We start from the raw sequence: 5,664 nt of genomic DNA on the forward strand, positions 1-5,664 counted from the left end.
GGCCCGCCGGTGTGCGGGCCCGGGCCGGTGGCGGCCGAGGCGGTGGCCCGGCCCCCCAGCGTCGTCAGAAGGAGCACGGCTGCGGCGGTGGCCGCCAGTCGTGCCCGGATGCCCAGAACCATAGGAATCTCCGAGAGTTGGGGGCGGTGGGGCGGTGGGGCGGTGGGGCGGTGGGGCGGTGGGGCAGGTGGATCGGATGGTGCGGGTGGTGCGGGGGCGGGCCAGGGGTCAGGCCGTGAGGTTGCGGAACCGGCGTACGGCCAGCGGGAAGAAGACCGCGAACAGCACGATCGGCCACACGACGGCCATCAGGGTGGCATTCTGCGTGATCCAGGAGTCGCCGGCCCAGCCCGGGTTCCCGAACAGCTCCCGGGTCGCCGTGACGGTGGAGGACAGCGGGTTCCACTCGGCGATGGTGCCCAGCCAGCCGGGCATCGTCGCGGGGGCGACGAAGGCGCTGGTCAGGAAGCCCACCGGGAATTCGAGGGTCTGCACCATGGTGATGCCCTCGGGCCCCTTCATGAGCAGCCCGAGGTACATGCCCACCCAGGTCAGGGCGAACCGCAGCAGCAGGAGCAGGCCCACCGCGAAGAGGGTCTGGCCGGTGGTGCCGTGTGCGCTCCACCCCATGAGCAGGCCCACGCCGAAGAGCACGGCCAGGGCGAGCACCGTGTTGAGCATGTCGGTGACGCAGCGGCCGACGAGAACCGCCGACGGCGCCATCGGCATGGCCCGGAAGCGGGAGGTGACGCCGCGGTTCTTGTCGGCGGCGACGGCCGTCACCGTCTCGCCCACCCCGAACACCATGGTCATCACGAACATGCCGGGGAGGAGGAACTCGCGGTAGTCGCCGCCGCCCGGCACCTGCATCGCGCCACCGAAGAAGTAGCCGAACATCAGGACCATCATGACGGGGAAGAGCATGCCGCTGATGACGGTGCCGGGCTCACGGGTCCAGTGCGTCAGCCCGCGCAGGGTGATCGTCCACCCGTCGGCGAGCGCCCAGCGCAGCCGGGACAGGGGACCGCTGGGAAGGTCCGGGATCGCGATGCTCATGCGTGGGCTGCCTCCGACTTCTTCGATTCCTTCGACTTCTTCGACTGTTTCGCGGAGCCGGAGCCGGAGCCGGAGCCCGAGCCCGAGCCGGAGTCCGAGCCGGAGTCCGCGTCCGCCCCGGCGGCCGCGGTGCGGTCCTCCCCCGTGAGGTGCAGGAAGACCTCGTCGAGGGTGGGCCGGCGCAGCGCGATGTCCTCCGCCTCGACACCCGCGCCGTCCAGCGCCCGCACCACTTCGGTCAGCGCGTTGGTGCGGTCGTCGACCCGCATGCTGATCTGCCGTGTGGCCTCGTTCAGGACGGGCTCCTCCGCGCCGATCCGGGCCATGGCCCCGGCCCCGGCCGACAGGTCGGCGGCGTGCCGGACCACGACGTCCAGGCGGTCGCCGCCGATGCGGCCCTTCAACTGCTCGGGGGTGCCCTCGGCGATGACCCGGCCCGAGTCGATCACCGAGATGCTGTCGGCGAGCTGGTCGGCCTCCTCCAGGTACTGGGTGGTGAGCAGCACGGTGGTACCGCCCTCGACCAGCGTCCGTACGGAGTCCCAGACCTCGTTGCGGCTGCGCGGGTCGAGACCGGTGGTCGGCTCGTCCAGGAACAGCACCGGCGGCGCGAGCACCATGCTCGCCGCCAGGTCGAGACGGCGGCGCATGCCCCCCGAGTACGACTTCACCGGCTTGGCGCCGGTGTCGGTGAGCCGGAACCGCTCCAGCAGCTCGTCCGCACGGCGCCGGGCGACGGCGGGGGAGAGGTGGTAGAGGCGGCCGAACATCACCAGGTTCTGCCGGCCGCTCAGCACCTCGTCGATGGCGGTGTGCTGGCCGACGAGCCCGATGCGGTAGCGCACCTGGGCCGACTGGCGGGCGACGTCGAAGCCCGCGACCTCGGCCCGGCCCCCGTCCGCCGACAGCAGGGTGGACAGGATGCCCACCGTGGTGGTCTTGCCCGCTCCGTTGGGACCGAGCAGACCGCACACCGTGCCCTGGGGCACCGTGAGGTTCAGTCCGTCCAGTACCCGGTTCTTGCCGTAGTTCTTGCGGAGCCCCTCGGCGACCACGGCCGACCTGCTCGATTCCACGTCTGTTCCTTCCGTTCGGGGGGAGGGGAAAACTCGGTCAGTAGGGGCCGATGAATCCGGCGTCCACACCGGCCAGGGCCGGGACGGCGACCGCGTTCTCGCCCACCAGACCGAGGCAGGCCTCGGCGATCGAGCGCGCGCTGGGGTGGAACGCCTCCTCCAGCGGCCAGGACACCGGGGCGGGGCAGTCCGGCGGTGTCACCCGGCGTACGGGGGCCCGCAGTTCACCGGGGATGCGCTCGGCGATCACGGCGGCGACCTCGGCCGAGAAGCCGTACCTGGCCCAACTGGTGTCGGCGACCACGACCCGGCCGGTCCTGGCGACCGACTCGCAGATGAGGTCCTCGTCCAGCGGCCTGATGCTCCGCACGTCCACGACCTCGACGCTGATGCCCTGCTCGGCCAGCAGGGCGGCGGCGCGCTCCGCCTCGTGGACCATCAGCGAGGCCGCCACGACCGTCACGTCGGTGCCGTGGCGGGCGATGCGGCCCACCCCGAAGGGCACCGGCACGGCCTCCTCGGGCACCTCGCCCTGGAGGGGGTAGAGCGAACGGTTCTCCATGAGCACCACGGGCGTGTCCGCCTGCAGCGCCGAGACCAGCAGGCCCTTGGCGTCGGCGGCACTGGCCGGGGCCGCGACGTACAGGCCGGGGAAGTGGCCGAACGTCGCGTGCAGGCTCTGCGAATGCGTGGCGCCCTGCCCCCAGCCGCGGCCGACGACACCGCGCATGACGACGGGCACACCGCCCTGGTTGCCGTACATGTAGCGCCACTTGGAGGCCAGGTTGATCATGGCGTCCATCGCCAGGAACATGAAGTCGGCCCGGGTGTGCACCACCAGCGGGCGCATCCCCTGGTCGGCGGCCCCGACGCAGATACCGGCGACGGCGGTCTCGCTGTTGGGGGTGTCGATCACCCGCCCGGCGCCGAACCGGGTGAAGGCCTCGCGGGTCGTGCCGTAGGAACCCTTGTGGTCGTCGACGTTCTGGCCGGCCACCACGATGCTCGGGTCGGCCTCCATGCACTGGACGGTGGCCTCGGCGATGGCCTGCCCGTACGTGAGCGTGCGTGTCATCGTGCTCTCCTGTCAGCTCGCGCCGTACGGGCGTCCGTAGGCGCCGTCGGTCAACCGGTCCACGTCCGGGTAGGGGGCGGCCTTCGCCGCGGTGACCGCGAGGCGGGTCAGATCCCGGAACTCCTCGTCCCAGTCCAGGAGTTGCCGATCGATGTCGGGGGTGTCCGCGCCCAGCTCCTGCGCGGTGCGCCGGATGGGGCAGCGCTCCTGCCACGCCTCCACCTCGTCGCCGGGCCGGTCGATGTCGTTGTCCCAGTTGGGACCGACGTGCTCGCGCCAGCGGTAGGTGTCCAGCTCCAGGAAGTACGGACCCTCGCCCGCGCGGCAGTGCGCGGCGGCCCGCAGCGCCGCCTCGTGGACGGCGCGCACGTCGTTGCCGTCGATCCGCTCGGCGGCGATCCCGAACGCCCGGGCCCGCTCGGTGATCCCCGTGGCGGCGGACCGGGCGGGCTGGCGCGCGGACAGCGGGGAGGAGATCGAGTACGAGTTGTTCTCGCAGACGAAGACGATCGGGACCCGGTGCACCGCCGCGAAGTTGAGCGACTCGTGCAGGACACCCTCCTCGGAGGCGCCGTCACCGAAGAAGGTGGCCACCACCCGGGCGGAGTCCTGCCTGCCCAGCGACCAGGCGGCCCCGGTGGCCACCGAGATCATCTCGCCGAGGATCGCGGCCGAACCGGCGAAGCCGACGGCCCGGTCGCTCAGGTGGACCGAGCCCCCGCGACCGCGGGAACAGCCGGTCTCCTTGCCGTACAGCTCGGCGACCATGCCCTCCAGGTCGCCGCCCTTGGCGAGGTAGGCGGCGTGGCTGCGGTGGCCGGTGTAGACGAGGTCGTCCGGGCGCAGGGCGGCGCACACCCCGACGGCGGCGGCTTCCTGTCCGACGGAGAAGTGCACGGGGGTGCGCATCTCCTGCTCGTCGCGGTAGAGGTCCGCCAACTCCTCCTCGACGCAGCGGATGCGCACCATGGCACGCAGCAGTGCGGCCGGTCCGGCTGGCGGATCATCCAGTCCGTCCGGTGTGTTGGGGTTCGGCACGGCCGACGTCACCTCCGGGCTCAACTGCACAGTGGGAGGACGATTCTCCGGACCACCGATCGCGCCGTGCTGGATTACGGGTGGACCGTCGGACGCCGCTCCCGCTCGACCGCTCCTCCGTCCGGCCCGCCTAGCGTGCGCCGTGCCCGTGGCGCGTCCGCGCCCGTGAGGAAGTGCCCGTGGCGCGTCCGCGCCCGCGAGGTAGAGACCCGTGCAGAGAGGGTGCCGCAGATGACCGTCGCGGAACAGGAGACGGGCCGCCGTCTTCAACTCGTCCAGGGAATCCACTGGTTGTACGCGGCGGGCGGCGACCCCTATGCCGCGCTCCTGCGGGGCGTCCCGGGGACGCCGCCGTCCCAGGAGTACGCCCGGATCGCGGCCGGCGGGCCGGTGTGGCGCAGCAGGCTGGGGACCTGGGTCTCGGGGCAGTACGCGAGCGCCGCCGAACTGCTGGCCCTCGCCGCCGCGCACCCCGCGCCGCCGCCCGCGCCACAGCCCCGTACGGCCCTGGCCTGGGACGCGGGGCTGCCGGCCGCCGACGCGGCCGACGTGCCCGCTGCGGACCGCGTCCGGGAGCTCACGGCGCTCGCCTGCGCCCGCCGCTTCGCCGGGCTGCGCGACGGGAGCGAACTCGTCGCGGAGGTGGCCGCCCGCGTCCCCGCCGAGGTGCTGGCGGACCTCCACGGGCTGACCGGCGGCGACCGCGAGCGGTCCCTGTCGGCCTGCGCGGACGCCGCGCCCGCACTCGACGCGGCGCTGGCCCCGCCCTCGTACGACGAGGGACGCCGGATCCTCGAAGGGGTGGCCGTCCTGCGCGGCCTGCTGGGCGGGAGCTCCGCGCGCCGGGCGGTGGTGGAGGTGCGTGCGGCCCGCGAGCTCGTCGCCGGGACGCTGCACGCCCTGCTCCGGGAGCCGGGACAGTGGGCGGAACTGGCGGCCGGCGGGCCGCCCGCGGCGGAGCGGGCCGTGGCCGAGACCCTGCGGCACGATCCGCCGGTGAAGGTGTGCGCCTTCACCGCGCCGGCCGACGCCGAGGTGGGCGGGGCGCGGATCGGGGCGGGCGACCAGGTGGCGGTGGTGCTGGGGGCCGCACATCGCGACCCGGCCGTGTACGCCGACCCGGACCGTTTCGACCCGTGGCGCAGCGGGCCCTCCGGCGCGGACGGGCAGTTGCTGGTCCCCGCCCCGCACGGGGTGACGCCCGGACCGCTGGTACGGGCGACGGCCGTCGCGGTGGTGGCCGAACTCGCCGCACGGTGGCCCGCCCTGCGCGCCGCGGGACCCGCGCACCGCAGGGGAAGGGCCCCGGTGACCGGAGGCCTGGCACACCTTCCGGTCGTGCTGGGCCGCCCCGCGGAGCGCTGAGCGCGGTACACGACGACGCCGGGCCCCGCCCGGCCCTCCCGCCACGTGCGGGGA

5 protein-coding genes are annotated in these 5,664 nt (G+C 73.8%); 1 reads left to right on the forward strand and 4 read right to left on the reverse strand.

Annotation, left to right across the window (positions count from 1 at the left end; genetic code table 11):
- Positions 1–228: 228 nt before the first annotated feature.
- The 4 genes from ACWGIG_RS36285 to ACWGIG_RS36300 are packed head-to-tail and all read right to left on the reverse strand — an operon-like array spanning position 229 to position 4,245.
- On the reverse strand, positions 229–1,056 hold the full coding sequence (locus tag ACWGIG_RS36285; protein WP_453325976.1) for an ABC transporter permease: 828 nt from the start codon (positions 1,054–1,056) through the stop codon (positions 229–231).
- Positions 1,053–2,132: an ATP-binding cassette domain-containing protein gene (locus ACWGIG_RS36290; RefSeq protein WP_453325977.1), complete on the reverse strand. Its 1,080-nt coding sequence runs from the start codon at positions 2,130–2,132 to the stop codon at positions 1,053–1,055. The genes ACWGIG_RS36285 and ACWGIG_RS36290 overlap by 4 nt, the downstream gene beginning before the upstream one ends.
- Before the next feature lie 37 nt (positions 2,133–2,169).
- On the reverse strand, positions 2,170–3,207 hold the full coding sequence (locus tag ACWGIG_RS36295; protein WP_453325978.1) for an alpha-ketoacid dehydrogenase subunit beta: 1,038 nt from the start codon (positions 3,205–3,207) through the stop codon (positions 2,170–2,172).
- A 12-nt stretch (positions 3,208–3,219) separates the two neighbouring features.
- The gene (locus ACWGIG_RS36300; protein WP_453325979.1) at positions 3,220–4,245 is read right to left on the reverse strand and encodes a thiamine pyrophosphate-dependent dehydrogenase E1 component subunit alpha; all 1,026 of its coding nucleotides are present in this window, start codon (positions 4,243–4,245) and stop codon (positions 3,220–3,222) included.
- A gap of 231 nt (positions 4,246–4,476) precedes the next feature.
- Between ACWGIG_RS36300 and ACWGIG_RS36305 the strand changes: the two genes are divergently transcribed.
- Positions 4,477–5,610 (forward strand): cytochrome P450, encoded by a 1,134-nt coding sequence (locus ACWGIG_RS36305; RefSeq protein ID WP_453325980.1) that lies wholly within the window; start codon positions 4,477–4,479, stop codon positions 5,608–5,610.
- Positions 5,611–5,664: the final 54 nt, after the last annotated feature.

The sequence above is a fragment of the Streptomyces sp. NPDC054863 genome (genome assembly GCF_053610825.1).

Excerpts from the sequence above, each read along its gene's own strand:
- ACWGIG_RS36285 (WP_453325976.1), bottom strand. The coding sequence starts at position 1,056 with ATGAGCATCGCGATCCCGGACCTTCCCAGCGGTCCCCTGTCCCGGCTG.
- ACWGIG_RS36295 (WP_453325978.1), bottom strand. The coding sequence starts at position 3,207 with ATGACACGCACGCTCACGTACGGGCAGGCCATCGCCGAGGCCACCGTC.
- ACWGIG_RS36305 (WP_453325980.1), top strand. The coding sequence starts at position 4,477 with ATGACCGTCGCGGAACAGGAGACGGGCCGCCGTCTTCAACTCGTCCAG.